Source organism: Xanthobacter tagetidis, from assembly GCF_003667445.1.
In the GTDB taxonomy this organism is placed as follows: domain Bacteria; phylum Pseudomonadota; class Alphaproteobacteria; order Rhizobiales; family Xanthobacteraceae; genus Xanthobacter; species Xanthobacter tagetidis.
The window spans coordinates 1-690 of the sequence record NZ_RCTF01000056.1 but is presented as its reverse complement, the minus strand read 5'-3'; the positions used below and the strand labels follow the sequence as shown (position 1 = coordinate 690).

The 690-nt window shown below is 63.8% G+C and carries 1 protein-coding gene and 1 pseudogene; one reads left to right on the top strand and one right to left on the bottom strand.

The window, feature by feature from the left end; translation table 11 throughout:
- On the top strand, window positions 1-355 hold a 355-nt coding region (locus tag D9R14_RS22710), incomplete at its 5' end, for an SDR family oxidoreductase (protein WP_121625946.1).
- Window positions 356-438: 83 nt separating this feature from the next.
- Here the strand turns inward: D9R14_RS22710 and D9R14_RS22705 are convergent.
- Window positions 439-690: pseudogene (locus D9R14_RS22705) on the bottom strand (glycine--tRNA ligase subunit beta); the annotation flags it as partial.

Here is a 690-nt window from a genome sequence, read left to right as displayed (position 1 = left end):
CCCCGAGGAGATGGTCCACTACGGCGACACCAAGGCGGCACAGATCGCACTGGCACGCGGCATCGCGGAGTCTATCCCGGCGAGCGGCGTGACCGTGAACAGCCTGTTGCCTGGCCCTACCGAGAGTGAGGGTGTCAGCACGCTCATCGGCAAAATCGCGAAGGAGAAGAGCGTCTCCGTCGAACAGGTCGAGAGCGACTTCATCCGGGATGCGCGCCCGTCCAGCCTGAACAAGCGGCTGGCGAAGGTGGAGGAAGTGGCCGCAATGGCGACGTATCTCTGCAGCGAACAAGCCAGCGCGACGAACGGGTCACCAGTCCGCGTGGACGGCGGCGTGGTGAAGAGCGCGTACTAAGCAGAAATAGCTCTCGCAGTGACTCGCCAGTACTCTCCCTCCGCTTCGCTGCGGGTTGCAAGCGCGGCGAGACTGGCGGCCCCTTACCCCGCGATCACGATCTCCGAGAAGTCTGCAACCTTGCTGTAGTCCAGCAGAATGCGCTGCAGCAAACCGAGCCGCGCGGCGCGCAGGGATGGCTCAGGAGCCATGACCATTACCTTGTCGAAGAACTGGTCTATGTATGGTCGCAGCTCTGCGATCGTTGCCAGCGCCAGCTTGTAATCGCCGTCCTTGCGCAGGCCCTCGACCCAGGCGGCGCGGCGGCCACTCTCTTCCGAGAGTGTGCGCTCTAC